Consider the following 14108-nt stretch of genomic DNA (forward strand, 5'->3'; position numbering starts at 1 on the left):
CGCCGGATTGCCGGCGCAAAGCGTCCCCCGCCCGCAGCACAGCGTGGCGGGCCGGACAAGGAATGGCTCAGGAAATGGACGTCAGTGGCGCTGCTGGCCGAGATAGGCAGCAATCACCTCTGGCAAGGCGCGCACCTCGGCCGGGGGGCCATCGCCGATCTTGCGGCCGTAGTCCAGCACCACCACGTGGTCGGACAGCTCCATCACCACGCCGATATCGTGTTCGATCAGCACGATGGTGGTGCCAAAGGCCTGATTCACTTCACGGATGAACTGGCTCATTTCACGCTTCTCTTCACGATTCATCCCGGCCATGGGCTCGTCCAGCAGCAGCAGGCGCGGCCGGGCCGCCAGGGCCCGCCCCAGCTCCACCCGTTTTTGCAGGCCATAGGGCAGCTGCCCCACCAGGCTGTGACGCCAGGGCTGCAGGCGCAGGAAGGCAATCACCTCCTCCGCCACTGCGCGCTGGGCTTCTTCATCGGCCACGGCACGGCCCAGACGGAAAGCCTGTTCCAGCCAGCTGCTGCGGCTGGCCAGGTTGCGCCCGGTCAGGATGTTGTCCAGCACGCTCATGCCCTTGAACAGCGCAATGTTCTGGAAGGTGCGGGCGATGCCCTGCACCGCTGCCGCATGCGGCTGCATGGACTGACGTGCGTGGCCGGCAAAGCGGATTTCGCCCTGCTGCGGCTGGTACACGCCATTGATGACATTCAGCAGCGAGCTCTTGCCCGCACCATTGGGGCCGATCAAGGCGCAGATTTCTCCTTCGGCCACGTCAAAGCCGATGTCGGTCACCGCCTTGACGCCCTTGAAGCTGAGGGAGATGTGCGCCAGGCTCAGCAAGGGAGCTGCCGTCGCGCTCATGGTGTTGTTTCCTGTTTCATGGTTTAGGCACCCAGCGGCGGGGTGTCGGCCTGCAGCCATTGCCGCGTGCCGGTTTCCGGTTCGGCTGGTAGCTGTCGCTGCTGCCACTCGGCGCTATCCGGCCAGTTGCGCACTTCCACGCCAAGCGCGGCAAAGAAGTGGCGGGTGTTTTCTGCCAGCGGCGCACCCAGTAGCAGCGGCACCCGGGTACGGCTGAAGCCCAGTACATCGCGCAGCGGTCGAATCACGCTGTAATAACCGACCCAGCGCCAGAAGCGCCCCGCGCCCGGCTGCAATACCCGGTCCACCAGACCGCGCTGCCAGCTACCGGTAGGCGGCAGGCGGCTGCGCGCCAGTTGCTCCAGCCGGCTATAGGTTTCGCGCGTTCCTGCCACCAGGGTGGGGCCAAGTTCGCGGCGGTCGTTGTCGCGGGTGGCCAGGTTTTCCGGAAAATTCAGCCGGAAACCGGCTTGCAGCCACGGTGCCAGCAGGTAGCGTACCTGGGCCGAGCTGGCAAAGGCACGCGAGGCCAGCGCGTCTTCATTGGCGCTCAGTTGTTCAGCCTGCAGCAACTGGCGGCCCGCCTGCAGTAGATGGCCATGCTGCAAAACCTGCTGCTGCAGCTGGCCCCGCCCATCCACGCGCCAGAAGCGGAAGGCCACGGCGCTATTGCTGGCGAGCAATGTGGGCGCAGGCAAGGCGCTGCCCTCTTGCTGCAACTGTGAGACAGCCAGCCAGCCCGCACCTACCCTTTGCTGCAGGCCGCGTCCTTCGGTGTAGAGCAGCAGCTCGGCAGCGGGCAGCGTTGGCGGCAGGCTTTGCAGCACGTCGGCATCCTCCACCAGCAGCCAGCGCGGTTGCAGGTGATGCAGGATGGCGTGCAGCTCGCTGGCCGGCTGCTGCGGGTCCAGCGCTACGGCTTCGCCACCCAGCCATTGCGCCGCCAGGCTGAGCAACAACACCTCGGGGCCCGGGTGACTCAGCAACACCAGGCTATGCCCGTCCGCAAAGCCGCGTGCAGCCAGCCCGGCTGCCAATGCCGCCACCTGCTGTTGCAGAGCAGCCCAGCGCCATTGCTGCCAGATGCCCAGCCGCTTGTGGCGCAAGGCAATGGCCTGCGGCTGTTTATCGGCCTGCCATGCCAGCCAGGCCGGCAGGCTGGCGGCTTCTGGGTGCGGTGCTTCCTGATGTCGCTTCATCACCCTTGCTCCTGTCAGGCGGCCACGGCTTCGCGCTGCTGGGCGCGGGCTTCCAGCTCACGCACCAGCGGCAGCACTTTTTCGCCGAAGTAGGCCACTTCTTCCTGGAAGTGCAGGAAACCACCCAGTACCAGATCCACCCCGACGGCTTTCAGGGCGACGATGCGCTCGGCAATCTGCTGCGGCGTGCCGATCAGATTGGTCTTGAAGCCGTCGTTGTACTGCACCAGGTCTTCAAAAGTGGACTTGGCCCAGTTGCCCTCGCCTTCCGGGCTGGCCTGGCCGGCCTGCTTCACCGCATCGCCAAAGGCGTTCACTGCTTCCGGGTCGGCCTTGTCGATGATCTCGGCCAGCACGGCACGGGCTTCTTCTTCGGTATCGCGGGCGATGATGAAGGCGTTGACGCCGATCTTGACCTGATGGCCGTTTGCCGCCGCCTTGGCACGCACGTCATCCACCTGCGCCTTGATGCCCTCTACCGTATTGCCATTGGTGAAGTACCAGTCAGACACGCGCGAAGCCATGTCACGCGCGGCACGCGAGCTGCCACCCTGGAAGATTTCCGGATGCGGCTGTTGCAGTGGCTTCGGCTTGAGGGTGTAGTCGTTGAAGCGGTAGAAGTCGCCCTTGAAACTGAAATTGTCCTGGCCCCAGATGCCCTTGAGCACACGGATGAACTCTTCCGAACGGCGATAGCGCTCGTCATGCTCCAGCCACGGCTCGCCAATCGCGGTGAATTCGCCCTGGAACCAGCCGGAAACGATATTCACTGCCACGCGGCCGCCGGTGAGGTGGTCGATGGTGGCAATCTGCTTGGCCAGCACCGCCGGGGTCCACGGGCCGGGCAGAATGGCGGCAATCACGCGCAGTTTTTCGGTGGCGGCCAGCAAGGCATGGCTGAAAGACACCGATTCGTGCTGGAATTCCGCGCCATAGCCCGCAGTAAAGCGGATTTGCGACAGCGCGTATTCAAAGCCGGCCTTCTCGGCGATTTGCGCCAGCTTGCGGTTGTAGTCGATGTCCCAGCTGGTGCGCTGTTCGATCTTGCTGACCACCAGGCCGCCGCTGACATTGGGCACCCAGTAGGCAAACTTGACGGCTTGTTGTGCTTGGCTCATGTGATTTCTCCGGTAGTTAAAGTGGGCAATGCGGGCTTGATTCAAACAGGGGAAGCAACAGCGGCATGCGTGCTGGCCGCCAGCGGCTGGCGATGGCTGATCAGCGGCAAGGCGCGCTCGACTGCCAGACGGATGCGCGCCTGCAGGGTGCTGGCGCTGATCTGGTAATCGCTGAAGTCGCTTTCGGCGGCATAGATGCCCAGCGGCAGGGTTTGCGCCTGGAAGAAGCTGAACAAGGGGCGTAGCTGATGTTCGATCACCAGCGCATGGCGTTCGCTGCCACCGGTGGCGGCCAGTAGTACCGGCACGTCGAACAGCGCTTCGTGATGCACGAAATCAAAGAAGTGCTTGAACAGGCCGGTGTAGCTGGCGCGGTAAACCGGGCTGGCCACAATCAGCAGGTCGGCCTGCTCTACCGCCTGAATGGCCTCGCGCACGATGGGCGGCAAATCGGCCGGACGAGTAACGGCACCGTAGTGCGGGGCCAGCTCGCCCAGTTCGATGACCCGGGCCTGCACGGGCAGGTGGCTGGATAGCTCTGCCAGTACGGCTTGCACCAGTGCCAGCGTGCGGGAGGGGCGCTGCAGGCTGCCGGAGACGGCAACGATATTGAAGGTGTGGCTCATGACTGCTCCATCATCAGGGTTCCCCCAATGATTAGCAGTAAGCGTGCCAGATTTTATTTCATTACATATCAGTATCTTGCAGAATTTTTTGCACAAACAGCCGCTGCTGCTGCCGCACCACCCTGCTGGCCGGCTGCTGCTCATGCAGCACTGCAGCAATGCTGAAAATCAAAGCAGCAAATGTGATATCGCTCCTAGCCACCACACAGAGATAGCAGGCATTCCCGCAATGGAAATGCCTGTTGCATGCATCAGTACCAAGAGTGGCTAACAAACCCAGGACAAGGAGGCGCGGCGTTGCAGGCAGCACCAGGTGTACGGCCAGCAGGCGCAACGCCGCAACAGTTTTTTGTTGGCAACGCTAAAGATGGCACATCGACGACTTCGGCTGGCAGTCACACCAAAATGGCCAGCGCCCAGCCCCTGCCCGCAGCGGCGGTCACCCTGCTGCACTGGCAGCAGCCCGCCAGCACGATTGTGCTCAATTGCAGCAAATACCCGGATTTTCCCACGCAAAACCCCGGTTTTTGACAGGCACGCTTCTTGCCATTCCTGTGGCATCCCCGGTAATCCGGACTTACCCAAAGGAATGTGCGATGACTACCTCCCTGACCGGCCAGCAAGCCGTTCGCGTCAACTCCCCCGAGCCTTTCGCCGCCCGCCCGCGCCCGTCCACTCCGGCACACATCATCCGCGACGATGCCGAAGCCATTGCCGTGGCGCGTCAGCTGGCCATCCGTTTTGGCCACGATGCCGCGCTGCGCGACCGCGAGGGCCTGCTGCCGCTGGACGAAGTGGACGCCTACTCGCAAAGCGGGCTGTGGGGCATCAACGTGCCCAAAGCCTACGGCGGTGCCGGCGTGTCCTATGCCACGCTGGCCGAGGTGATCAAGATCATCGCCGAGGCGGATTCCAGCATCGCCCAGATCACCCAGAACCATCTGGCCATCAATCTGCATATCGCCCTGGATGGCAGCGAGGCGCAAAAGCAGGAACTGTTCGGCCTGGTATTGCAGGGCTACCGCTTTGGCAATGCCTTTTCCGAGCTGAACAGCAAGACCGTGGCCGCGTTTGAAACCCGCTATCGCATCGATGGCGACAGCGTGGTGGTGAATGGCGAAAAGTTCTACACCACCGGCGCGCTGCTCGCCCACATCGTGCCCATCGTCGCGGTGGATGAACACGGCCACGGCGCACTGGTGTTTACCGACCGCGACACCCCGGGCCTAAGCGTGATCAACAACTGGTCCAGCTTTGGCCAGCGCACCACCGCCTCCGGCGGGGTGAAGATCGAACAGGTACGGGTACCGGCCAGCCGCGTGCTGCCGATTGCCGCCTTCGACAGCCCCACCGTGGCCGGGCCGGTGTCACAGATCATCCAGGCCGCCATCGATGGCGGCATTGCCCGTGCCGCGCTGGCTGACGCCATCGAATTCATCCGTTCGCAAAGCCGCCCCTGGCTGGACAGCGGCAAGGACAAGGCCGCCGACGACCCGTTTACCATCTCCGCCATCGGCCTCTTGGAAATCCGCCTGCATGCCGCCGAGGCCCTGCTGGAAAAGGCTGGCCGCCTGATCGACGCCGCGCTGGCGCAGCCGGATGAAAGCACGGTGGCGCTGGCCACCGTTGCCACCGCCGAAGCCAAGGTACTGACCACCGAAATTGCCATCGAGGCCAGCAACAAGCTGTTCGAACTGGCCGGCACCCGCGCTACGTTGATTGCCCACAATCTGGACCGCCACTGGCGCAATGCCCGCGTGCACACCCTGCACGACCCGGTGCGCTGGAAGTACTTCCACATCGGCAACTACTACCTGAATCACATTGCGCCGCCGCGCCATCCGTGGAACTGACCATCACCCGGCTGCCGGTGGCGGCCGGGATTGCCATCACGCCAAACAGGAAACAACCATGAGCCAACACAGCCTGCCGGACGACCTGTCCACCGGCACCGATTACGACGCCCTGGCGCAGCGCTTTCACCCCATCTTTGCCGAAATTGCCCAGACCGCCCTGCAACGCGAACGCGAGCGCAAGCTGCCGTATGAGCCGATCAACTGGCTGAAACAGGCGGGCTTTGGCGCGGTGCGCGTGCCCAAGCAATATGGCGGCGCCGGTGCCTCGCTGCCACAGCTGTTCCAGCTGCTGACCGAGCTGGCCACGGCAGATTCCAATCTGCCGCAAGCGCTGCGCGGCCATTTTGCCTTCGTCGAAGACCGCCTGAATGCTCCGGCCAGCCCGGAGCGTGAAGTCTGGTTCAAGCGTTTTGTTGACGGTGAAATTGTCGGCAATGCCTGGACCGAAATCGGTGAAGTCGCCGTGGGTGAAGTCATTACTCGTGTCAGCCGCCACGGTGACAAGCTGCTGCTCAATGGCCGCAAGTTCTATAGCACCGGCAGTATTTTTGCCGACTGGATCGACGTTTACGCCCAGGTGGATGGCAGCAACCAGGACGTAATTGCCGCCATCCGCACCAGCGACCCCGGCGTGACGCAAAGTGATGATTGGGATGGCTTTGGCCAGCGCACCACCGGCAGCGGCAGCACCGTGTTTGAAAACGTGACGGTGGCACCGGAAAACCTGATCGACTTTGCCAGTCGCTTCAAATACCAGACCGCCTTCTACCAGCTGGTATTGCTGGCGGTGCTGGCCGGTATCGGCAAGGCGGTGGAGCGTGATGTGGCGCAGCAAGTGCGCGAGCGCAAACGCGTGTTCAGCACCGGCAATGCCGCCAGCGTGAGCCAGGATGCGCAGATCCAGCAGGTGGTGGGTGAAATCTCCGCCCTGGCCTATGCCGCCGAAGCCACCGCCATCCGCGCCGCCCAGCCGGCCCAGCGCGCCTATGAAGCCCGCTTTGGCAACGACGCCGCCCGCGAACGCCAGGCCAATATCGACGCCGAACTGGAATCGGGCAAAGCGCAGATCGTGGTTTCCGAACTGGTACTGCGCGCCGCCACCCAGCTGTTCAATGCGCTGGGCGCATCGTCGGCACGGGCCGAGCTGCTGCTGGACCGCCACTGGCGCAATGCCCGCACCGTGGCCTCGCACAACCCGCTGATCTACAAGGCGCGCATTGCCGGCGACTGGGCCATCAACGGCACCGAGCCGCCCTATGTCTGGCAGATTGGCCGCGGCAAGGGCTGACTGGTTCTGCGAGTTGGATAACGACAAGGCCCGCAACTGCGGGCCTTTTGCATGGCCAAGACCCATAGAAAAACCGCGCCATGACGGGCGCGGTGTTGACTGCCAGCTCCAGACTTCAGGCCGGCTGCAAATCCGCAGCTGCTGCCGCGTGCTTTTGCTTCCAGGCTTCGATGTCGCGGTATTGCGCGGCCGGGTGGTTGTCCGGCAACAGCGGGCCGGCACCAAACAGCTTTTCGCGCAAGGTGCCGGGGCGGTATGCAGTCTGGTACACGCCACGGCGCTGCAATTCCGGCACCAGGTATTCCACCACGTCTTCGAAGGTTTCATGCGCCACCGCATAGGCCAGATTGAAACCATCGGTATCGGTGGCTTCCACCCAGTCCTGCAGGATGTCGGCCACGGTGGCGGCCGAGCCGACAAACACCGGTCCCAGCCCGCCAATGCCGCCAAAGCGCGCCAGTTCGTCTATGGTCCAGGCCTTGCTGCCATTGGACAGATGTTCGACGGCGGAAATGATGGCGTTGGTGTCTACGTGGCGTACCAGTTCGGTGGGGGCGTACTGGCCAAAGTCGATGCCCGTCCAGCCGGACATGAATACCAGTGAGCCATCGTAGGAAGCGTAGCGCTGGTATTCGGCAAACTTGGCCTGGGCCTTGGCGTCGGTTTCGTCCACGATGACCGTCACCAGGTTGAATATCTTGATCTGCTGCGGGTCGCGCCCGGCGGCGGCAGCCTGGCTGCGCACATCGTCCACATAGCGGCGCAGGATGTCCTTGGTGGGCGCGGCCACGAACACGCACTCGGCATGCTGGGCGGCAAAGGCCTTGCCCCGGCCGGATGCGCCAGCCTGGAACAGTACCGGTGTGCGCTGCGGCGAAGGTTCGCTCAGGTGATAGCCCGGCACCTCGAAGTATTTGCCCTTGTGGCCGATCTCATGCACTTTTTCCGGGTGGGCGAAAATGCCGCGTTCGCGGTCGCGCACCACCGCGCCATCTTCCCAACTGCCTTCCAGCAGCTTGTAGATCACCTCGATATATTCATCCGCTACATCGTAGCGGTTGTCATGGCGGCGCAAGCCACCTTCGCTGATGTTTTTGGCACCACTCTCCAGGTAGGAAGTGACGATATTCCACCCCACCCGGCCCTTGCTGTGGTGGTCCAGCGTGCTCAGGCGGCGGGCAAAGGGGTATGGGTGCTCGAAGGAGGTGGATGCGGTAATGCCGATACCCAGGTGCTTGGTGGCCAGAGCAATCGGTGCAGCCAGTTGCAGCGGGTCGTTTACCGGCAGTTGGGCACCTTCGCGAATGGCGTGGTGATTGCTGCCCTGATACACGTCGTAATAGCCGATCACATCGGCAATGAACACGGCATCAAAAAAACCGCGCTCCAGAATGTGCCCCAGGTCGGTCCAGTATTCCAGGTCCTTGTACTGCCAGGAGCGGTCGCGCGGATGGGTCCACAAGCCGGGTGACTGGTGCGCCACGCAGTTCATTTCAAAGGCATTGAAGCGGATGGTCTTGCTCATTGCAGTTCCTGTCAGGGGTGTTTGAATACAGCTGCATGATTGCAATATCCATACCTGCGCCAGCCATGCCTAAGCATCAATTCCGCTAAGCAATCCACGTAAACTGCATTAATTAAAAACAATACAATTCATTTTATATTCAGCAACTTGATGTTATTTATTCATGTAACTTGCCGAATCATCTTCAGATAATACTTTAATACCGACCCCGCACCAGCAAACAAGCCTGCTGCCCTGCCAACACCTCCGCAGCAGCCATGCTGAGCCGGCAGCAAGCCGCAACAACAAAATCGGCCCGCAAGCGGGCCGACTGATGATGTTTGCTGCAGTCACTCCTGCTGCAATTCGTCCTCTATGCTGCGCAAACGTGCCGGTGCCAGCAGTTTCAGCGCCAGAAACCACAGCAAGCCCAGCCCTACCAGCCCCAGGAACACATAAGGCAGCCAGGCGTACACCCCGGTCGGCAAGGGGTAAACGCTGCCCACCAGCGGGATGGCCAGCAGCAACACCGACACCAGGCTGATCAGCACATGTTGCGGCTTGAGCTTGCCCTGACGGCGCAGATACAGCGGCGCGCCCACCGCCACCAGCACGTAGGCCAGCAGATAGCCATAAGTGGCCACCGAGCTGAGATAGCCATAGGAATCCAGCAGGGCCGTGCCATTGGCGGTAAAGACCAGGCCGACGATCAGCGACAGCACCACCAGCAGGGTAACGGCGATATGTGGGGTGGCATTGCTGGCATGCGCCTTGCCGGTAGCCGCATGCAGCAAACCCTGCCGGGAAAAGGTGTAGATAATGCGTGCGGCAGCATTAATCGAGGAGAAAAAGGCCGCGAAGAAGCTGAGCGCCACCCCGGCATCGATGATCAGGCCAAAGCCGCCCAGGCCCAGGCGATGCGCCAGAATGGACAAGGGTCCATCGGCCTGATCCAGGCCCGGATGCTGGCCATGGAAGGCTGCCACCAGCGTATACGACGCCAGAATGAACAGCAGCGCCGGGCCGACAATGCTGATGATTACGGCACGCGGAATGGCCTTGAGTGGCGATTGCGCCTCGGCCCCCAGTACGGTGGCGCTTTCAAAACCGGTAAAGCTGAAGAAGGCCAGCACCATGCCCAGGCGCAGCTGTTCTGGCTTCACCCCTTCCAGTGCCAGCTGCGGCTGATCGACATGGCTGTTGCTGTTCAGCAGGTAGGCAATCAGCACCACGGCAATCAACAGGATGGTGAGCAACTCCACCAGCAGCGTAAAACGCGTGGACAGGCGGATATCACGGTAGGCAATCGCCCAGGCAGCCAGCGCCACCACCACGGTCAGCAGCAGGCTGACGGCCAGCGGCGGATGGGCCGCCACCACGCCCAGTTCGCGTGCCAGCACCAGAAAGGTATTCACCGTGCCTTGCAGAATGCCGGCGGCGCCTACGGCATAGGCAATCAGCAAGGACCAGCCGCAGATCACGCCCCAGATCGGGCCTATGCCCTGCGAGGCATAGGCATACAAGGCACCGGGCGATGCAGCGGTGCGGGCAAACAGCGAAATGCTCCAGGCCGAAAACAGCAGGGCCACGGTGGCAAAGGCATAAGCCAGCCAGGTGCCGTTGCCCGCAGTGGCAAACACGGCGGGCACCAGAATGCCTACCCCGCCGGATACGCCGACCAGGCCGATGGACTGCGCCACCAGCTCCGGCAAGCGCAGGTAATTGCGCCGCAGCGTGGCTGCGGGATGACTGCTGCTATCGGCAGACGGGCTCTCCAGCACCGCCTCGCCTTGCGTGGAATGAATCATGAAACACCTCTTGATTGTTATGGACGGCTGACAAGTCACCACCGCCGGCTGCGCCGTACCGACGCAGCCGCACCATGTGGTCAACAGCCCAGGCGCTTGCGCTGCATGCTTGCTCCCCTGACCCACCTTCGCGGCGGGCCCTTGTCGTGGCGATCAGTTCCAGGAATGCCGTGCCGGCTTGATGCCGTTCAGCGTGTAGTTGCCAATGGCGTGATATTTCCAGCGCACCGGATCATGCAGGGTGTGCACGCGGGCATTGCGCCAGTGGCGGTCATAATTGAAACGCCCCTGGGTGGATTTGCTGCCGCCCAGTTCGAACAGCTTGCTGGCGGCCAACAAGGCAATCTCGGTCGTGGCAATCTTGGCCAGCCCCACGGCAATGGCCGCTTCGGCAACCGTGTCTTCGTCTGGCTCGGCCTTGGCAATGTCGATAAAGCGCCCGGCCCGCTCCAGCAGCGCCTCGGCCGCCACCAGCCGGTATTGCAGATCGCCGATGGCGACAATGGTCAGCGGGTCGTCCACCGCCCGCTCCACACCGCTGTCTATCCACGGCCGCGCCTGCTGCCGGACAAAGTCCAGCGTGTCAGCCAGGGCGGCACGGGCAATACCCAGGTCGATGGCGGCAGTGGTGATCTGGGCGAACGGCCCGGCAAAAGTGGGCCGATCATAAGAGCGGTGGGTTTGGAAAATCTGGAAGGGTTTCAGGCGCACCTGCTCGGCAATCACCGAGCCACTGGCGGTGGTGCGCTGGCCAAAGCCGCTCCAGTCGTCCACCACGGTCAGGCCCGGCGTACCCTGCTCGACAAAGGCCAGCAGGGCCTGCCCCTGCTCGTCCACCGCCAGCACCGGCACCCAGTGCGCATACAGCGCGCCGGTGGCGTAGTATTTGCGGCCATTGAGCACATAGTCGTCGCCGTCGCGGCGAATGGTGGTCTGGATGTCCAGCACTGTTTTGCCACCTGCCTCGGAAAAGGCATTGCCATAGCGCTGACCACGCAGCACCAGGTCAAAGAAATAGCGCTGCTGCTCCGGGCTGCCTTCCAGCCGGATATCTTCCACCAGGCAGTAGTGATTCTGTGGGATCTGCCCCAGTGACGGATCGGCGGCAGAAATAATGGCGATCACCTCGGCCAGCGTCACCGCCGACACCTCGGCACCCCCAAAGGCACGCGGCACAGTAATGCCCCACAGGCCGCTGCGGGAGAACAATTCCACCTCATCAAACGGCAATTTGCGCAGCTGATCGCGCTGCGCGGCCTGTTCGGCCAGCTGAGGGGCCAGCGCCCGTGCCACTTGCAGGGCCTCGGCGTCGGAGCGAATCACCGGCACGGCATCCGGCGTGGTAACAGGTGTGGGGGTATCCAGTACGGTGCTGCTCATGATGATTTCCTTGTTGGCCGCCAGCCTGAGGCAGGCAGCGGGATGGCGAGATAGATAGCCAGATCATTGCAAACAGCGTGCCAGGATATTTATTCTTAATTTTCAATGGATTGCGCGAATTAAAAACCAAAACCTGCTGAGTCCCGTGCAGCAAATTTGCTGCACGACTGCTGCCAGCTCAGCAGCCAGAGCCCTGTAACAGAAACAAAAACACCCGCCGTGGCGGGTGTTGCAGGAGCAGACCGGCCTGGCAGGCTCAGGCCGCCACACCCAAAGGCGAACTGGCTTCCAGCGCCGCCATCTCGGTACGTTCGCGGTAGGCAATCAGGTCGGCAATGGTGATGATGGGCAGGCCGTGCTGGCGGGCAAACCGTAGCAGGTCCGGGCGGCGCGCCATGCTGCCATCGTCGTTGACGATTTCGCACAACACTCCGGCTGGAGCCAGGCCCGCCAGCCGCGACAGGTCCAGTGCGGCCTCGGTATGGCCGGGGCGCGCCAGCACGCCGCCCGGTGCATAGCGCAAGGGGAAGATATGACCGGGCCGGGCAAAATCACTGGCCGGAATGCGGCTGTCAGCCAATGCCCGCAGCGTGGCGGCGCGGTCGGCTGCGCTGATGCCGGTGCTGGTGCCATGCAGATAATCCACGGTGACAGTGAAGGCCGTGCGCTGCGATTCGTTATTGCTGCTCACCATCAGCGGCAGCTGCAGCTGATCCAGCCGCTCGCCAGTCAGTGCCACGCATACCACGCCACTGCTGTAACGCACCAGAAAGGCCATTTGCTGCGGGGTGATTTTTTCGGCGGCAATGATCAGGTCGCCTTCGTTTTCGCGGTCGGTATCGTCCACCACCACGGCAAAGCCACCGGCGGCAATGGCGGCAATGGCTTGTTCCACACTGTCAAAATCGTCTTCAACTGCTTGCAGGTTCTGGGTCATCTTGGGTCTCAGGAATAAAACGAGGGGGTTGGGTACTGGCCATTCAGTGCCCAGTCACCCAGCTCTTGCAGCTTGTAATCCAGCGGGTCGTGCAGGCTGTGCACGCGCAAATTGCGCCAGAAGCGGTCCAGCCGCAGGGCTGCACTGGTGGCGCGCGCGCCGGTTACATCGAAAATGCGGCTGGTGAGGTCCAGCCCGCTGCGGCTGGCATGCACCTTGGCGGCGGCAATCTGCACCGCCAGCTGACCGCGCCCGGCTTCGCTGAGCGCATCACCCTGCTGCCAAGCCTCATCCAGCTGCCGGGCGGCGTGGTCGCTCAGCAGGCGTGCACCCTCCAGGGCGGCGTGAAATTCGCCATAGTGCAGCAGGGTGTAGGGGTCTTTGTTGGCGCGATCAGCCAGCGAGGCCGGCCACAGCCGGCGCTGCTCCAGCGTGTAGCGGCGGGCCTCGGCCAGCGCGCCCTCGGCAATGCCCAGATAGATATTGGTGAGAATCAGCTGGGCAATCAGCGGCCGCAGGCAGGCTCGTGGCGTGGACAGGGGGCCGGGCTGCAGCAGCAGCTCGCCCGCCTCCACCCGCACCTGTTCGAAACGGGCGGAGCCGCTGTCGGTCTGGCGCTGGCCGATATTGTCCCAATCCTGATGAATGGCAATGCCGGCACGGCGGGTGGGGATCACCGCAATCAGCAAGCCACCCTGTCCGCTGCGCAGTGCCGAGGCCAGCAGCATGTCCGAATCGGTAGCGCCGGAGCAGAAGCTCTTGTCGCCATGAAAGCGGAAGCTTGCACCATCCGGCGTGGCCAGGGTGCGGGTATCCAGCGGATTGAGCGCGTTACCCCAGAACCAGCGCTCGCGCACCGTTTGCTCGAACCAGGGCTGCCACTGCTCGGGCCGGCCAAACAGCTGGGCGGTGGCCAGCAACAGGTGCTGGAAGGCAAACACATGGGCCACCGAGCTATCCACCCGCGCCAGTTCGCGCACGATCTGCAGCGTGGTGCTCCAGCTCTCGCCCAGGCCGCCGAATTCACGCGGGATGATCAGGCCCAACAGGCCGCTGTCACGCAGCGCATCGCGCTCGGCCTTGGGCGTGCCGCCGGCCTGATCACGGGCCACGGCGCTGCGGGCAAAACGGCTGGCCAGTTCGCGGGCAATGGCCAGCGGGCTGTCCGGGCCAATCGGCTGGGTGCTCATGCGCCCTCCTTTGCCTGACGGACCCGCCCGTGCAGTGTGGCGAATGAAACATATTGCATACTGAATGAATGGCTGTGCATGTGATTACCTGAGGCTGAAATAAAACCTTTAGCGGTTTTGCCCGATATTCAATAGCACGTTGCATGCCAGCTGAATCAAGCTGGAAAAATATCATTTCTGCCGGAAATTGCTGCGCAGGCAGCAGATGGTTCACTCGACACTGCTGCCTGCGCAGCAGCCAATAAACACGGTGCTGCGCAGGCAGCACCATTCAGCCATTCACCATTAGCGCCTGAATTGGGCTAATTCAAATTCCAGATATATTCCTGACAAATCCT

General features: G+C 62.7%; 13 protein-coding genes. 4 read left to right on the forward strand and 9 right to left on the reverse strand.

The window, feature by feature from the left end:
• Window positions 1-81: 81 nt before the first annotated feature.
• From FAZ30_RS15725 to msuE, 4 genes are read right to left on the reverse strand one after another with little or no spacing between them, the layout of a single operon-like run.
• Window positions 82-864, reverse strand: a complete 783-nt coding sequence (locus tag FAZ30_RS15725; protein WP_124640927.1) for an ABC transporter ATP-binding protein — start codon at window positions 862-864, stop codon at window positions 82-84.
• 23 nt (window positions 865-887) lie between these two features.
• A complete protein-coding gene (locus FAZ30_RS15730) occupies window positions 888-2063 on the reverse strand; it encodes an AMP-binding protein (RefSeq protein ID WP_137009806.1) in 1176 nt (391 codons plus the stop codon).
• 14 nt (window positions 2064-2077) lie between these two features.
• On the reverse strand, window positions 2078-3181 hold the full coding sequence (gene sfnG / locus FAZ30_RS15735) for a dimethylsulfone monooxygenase SfnG (RefSeq protein WP_137009807.1): 1104 nt from the start codon (window positions 3179-3181) through the stop codon (window positions 2078-2080).
• Between the two features lie 41 nt (window positions 3182-3222).
• The gene (gene msuE / locus FAZ30_RS15740; protein WP_137009808.1) at window positions 3223-3807 is read right to left on the reverse strand and encodes an FMN reductase; all 585 of its coding nucleotides are present in this window, start codon (window positions 3805-3807) and stop codon (window positions 3223-3225) included.
• Window positions 3808-3850: 43 nt separating this feature from the next.
• Here msuE and FAZ30_RS15745 point away from each other — a divergent pair, with 43 nt between their 5' ends.
• From FAZ30_RS15745 to FAZ30_RS15755, 4 genes are all read left to right on the forward strand, one after another.
• On the forward strand, window positions 3851-4078 hold the full coding sequence (locus FAZ30_RS15745) for a hypothetical protein (RefSeq protein WP_137009809.1): 228 nt from the start codon (window positions 3851-3853) through the stop codon (window positions 4076-4078).
• A gap of 134 nt (window positions 4079-4212) precedes the next feature.
• A complete protein-coding gene (locus tag FAZ30_RS20910; RefSeq protein ID WP_281279205.1) occupies window positions 4213-4338 on the forward strand; it encodes a hypothetical protein in 126 nt (41 codons plus the stop codon).
• A gap of 65 nt (window positions 4339-4403) precedes the next feature.
• Complete coding sequence (locus FAZ30_RS15750) at window positions 4404-5660, forward strand: SfnB family sulfur acquisition oxidoreductase (RefSeq protein WP_137009810.1); 1257 nt, start codon at window positions 4404-4406, stop codon at window positions 5658-5660.
• Between the two features lie 58 nt (window positions 5661-5718).
• Window positions 5719-6951 (forward strand): acyl-CoA dehydrogenase family protein, encoded by a 1233-nt coding sequence (locus FAZ30_RS15755; protein ID WP_124640923.1) that lies wholly within the window; start codon window positions 5719-5721, stop codon window positions 6949-6951.
• Between the two features lie 115 nt (window positions 6952-7066).
• Here FAZ30_RS15755 and FAZ30_RS15760 read toward each other — a convergent pair whose 3' ends face one another.
• From FAZ30_RS15760 to FAZ30_RS15780, 5 genes are all read right to left on the reverse strand, one after another.
• Window positions 7067-8476, reverse strand: coding sequence for an LLM class flavin-dependent oxidoreductase (locus FAZ30_RS15760; protein WP_137009811.1), 1410 nt, complete (start codon window positions 8474-8476; stop codon window positions 7067-7069).
• A 329-nt stretch (window positions 8477-8805) separates the two neighbouring features.
• Window positions 8806-10263, reverse strand: a complete 1458-nt coding sequence (locus FAZ30_RS15765; protein ID WP_137009812.1) for an APC family permease — start codon at window positions 10261-10263, stop codon at window positions 8806-8808.
• Window positions 10264-10416: 153 nt separating this feature from the next.
• The gene (locus FAZ30_RS15770; RefSeq protein ID WP_137009813.1) at window positions 10417-11643 is read right to left on the reverse strand and encodes an SfnB family sulfur acquisition oxidoreductase; all 1227 of its coding nucleotides are present in this window, start codon (window positions 11641-11643) and stop codon (window positions 10417-10419) included.
• Window positions 11644-11899: 256 nt separating this feature from the next.
• The gene (gene ribB / locus FAZ30_RS15775) at window positions 11900-12580 is read right to left on the reverse strand and encodes a 3,4-dihydroxy-2-butanone-4-phosphate synthase (RefSeq protein ID WP_137009814.1); all 681 of its coding nucleotides are present in this window, start codon (window positions 12578-12580) and stop codon (window positions 11900-11902) included.
• Window positions 12581-12588: 8 nt separating this feature from the next.
• The gene (locus FAZ30_RS15780; RefSeq protein ID WP_137009815.1) at window positions 12589-13770 is read right to left on the reverse strand and encodes an acyl-CoA dehydrogenase family protein; all 1182 of its coding nucleotides are present in this window, start codon (window positions 13768-13770) and stop codon (window positions 12589-12591) included.
• Between the last annotated feature and the right edge of the window lie 338 nt (window positions 13771-14108).

Origin of the sequence: Aquitalea aquatilis (genome assembly GCF_005155025.1) — a bacterium.
GTDB lineage: Bacteria > Pseudomonadota > Gammaproteobacteria > Burkholderiales > Chromobacteriaceae > Aquitalea > Aquitalea aquatilis.

Bases quoted from the DNA above. Each gene is read 5' to 3' on its own strand.
- FAZ30_RS15760 (WP_137009811.1), bottom strand. From the start codon at position 8,476: ATGAGCAAGACCATCCGCTTCAATGCCTTTGAAATGAACTGCGTGGCG.
- FAZ30_RS15750 (WP_137009810.1), top strand. From the start codon at position 4,404: ATGACTACCTCCCTGACCGGCCAGCAAGCCGTTCGCGTCAACTCCCCC.
- msuE (WP_137009808.1), bottom strand. From the start codon at position 3,807: ATGAGCCACACCTTCAATATCGTTGCCGTCTCCGGCAGCCTGCAGCGC.
- FAZ30_RS15780 (WP_137009815.1), bottom strand. From the start codon at position 13,770: ATGAGCACCCAGCCGATTGGCCCGGACAGCCCGCTGGCCATTGCCCGC.
- sfnG (WP_137009807.1), bottom strand. From the start codon at position 3,181: ATGAGCCAAGCACAACAAGCCGTCAAGTTTGCCTACTGGGTGCCCAAT.
- FAZ30_RS20910 (WP_281279205.1), top strand. From the start codon at position 4,213: ATGGCCAGCGCCCAGCCCCTGCCCGCAGCGGCGGTCACCCTGCTGCAC.
- FAZ30_RS15765 (WP_137009812.1), bottom strand. From the start codon at position 10,263: ATGATTCATTCCACGCAAGGCGAGGCGGTGCTGGAGAGCCCGTCTGCC.
- FAZ30_RS15730 (WP_137009806.1), bottom strand. From the start codon at position 2,063: ATGAAGCGACATCAGGAAGCACCGCACCCAGAAGCCGCCAGCCTGCCG.
- FAZ30_RS15770 (WP_137009813.1), bottom strand. From the start codon at position 11,643: ATGAGCAGCACCGTACTGGATACCCCCACACCTGTTACCACGCCGGAT.
- ribB (WP_137009814.1), bottom strand. From the start codon at position 12,580: ATGACCCAGAACCTGCAAGCAGTTGAAGACGATTTTGACAGTGTGGAA.
- FAZ30_RS15725 (WP_124640927.1), bottom strand. From the start codon at position 864: ATGAGCGCGACGGCAGCTCCCTTGCTGAGCCTGGCGCACATCTCCCTC.
- FAZ30_RS15755 (WP_124640923.1), top strand. From the start codon at position 5,719: ATGAGCCAACACAGCCTGCCGGACGACCTGTCCACCGGCACCGATTAC.